General features: G+C 60.6%; 1 protein-coding gene. It reads right to left on the bottom strand.

Features of this window, described 5'->3' with window-relative positions; translation table 11 throughout:
• Positions 1-30 precede the first annotated feature (30 nt).
• Positions 31-855 carry an IS5 family transposase gene (locus NKJ46_RS34650; RefSeq protein WP_352458936.1) on the bottom strand — a complete coding sequence of 275 codons (825 nt, stop codon included), beginning with the start codon at positions 853-855 and terminating at the stop codon, positions 31-33.
• Positions 856-934: the final 79 nt, after the last annotated feature.

The raw sequence follows: 934 nt of genomic DNA, 5'->3' as shown, positions 1-934 counted from the left end.
AGAGCCTGAATCAAAAAGAGTGTTTTGATATCAACTTCTTGCGAGCCTGCGGGTGAGCAGGCGAATGTGAGCGACGTATATCCAGGCTTCTGCGGAAGCGAGGGATTTCTCCCAGTCCTTGGCCAGCCTGCGGCATCGCCCCAGCCATGCGAATGTGCGCTCCACGACCCAGCGGCGCGGCAGGACCTCAAAGCCTTTGGCTTTATCCGTCCGCTTGACGATCTCCAGGGTGAACGTGCCGATCTTTTGCATCGCGCCCTTAAGCTTCGGTCCGGCATATCCGCCGTCGGCGAAGACGTGTCGCAGCCACGGCCAGCGTTCGAGAATGGTCTTGAGGGCAGCCGGTGCGCCGTCCCGGTCCTGGATATCAGCGGCGTGGACGACGAGACCGACCATCAGGCCGATGGTGTCGACAACGATGTGACGCTTGCGCCCGTTGATCTTCTTTCCCGCGTCGAAGCCACGAATTCCGCCGCTTTCCGTGGTCTTGACCGATTGGCTGTCGATCACGCCCGCCGTCGGGCTCGCTTCCCGACCCTCAGCCTCGCGCGCCGCCATGACGAGGCTGTTGCTGATGGTCCGCAACAAGCCCGCCTCACGCCAGCGATAGAAGTACTTCTGCACCGTTGAAAAGGGTGGGAAGTCTTTCGGCAGCAATCGCCACGCGCCGCCCGACGAGGCGAGGTAAAGAAGTGCGTTCACGACCTCGCGCAGGTCTGTCTTGCGCGGCCGGCCGATGCGGCTCGCCGACGGCATCATTGGCGCAATCAGCACCCACTCTGCATCGGTCAGATCGCTTGCGTAGCGGGCGCAACGCCGCTCATAATGCGCACGGGTGATTTCAGTCCAGGCCATCGTGATCTCCATCGAATCTCGCAAATCCGACAGAATCACAACCTGCTGAAATCACTCAACTCTTTTTGGAACGGACACT

This window comes from Mesorhizobium sp. M0166 (assembly GCF_040322255.1).
Classification (GTDB): Bacteria; Pseudomonadota; Alphaproteobacteria; order Rhizobiales; family Rhizobiaceae; genus Mesorhizobium.
This window is presented reverse-complemented; position numbering and strand designations above follow the sequence as displayed.

Excerpts from the sequence above, each read along its gene's own strand:
- NKJ46_RS34650 (WP_352458936.1), bottom strand. The coding sequence starts at position 855 with ATGGCCTGGACTGAAATCACCCGTGCGCATTATGAGCGGCGTTGCGCC.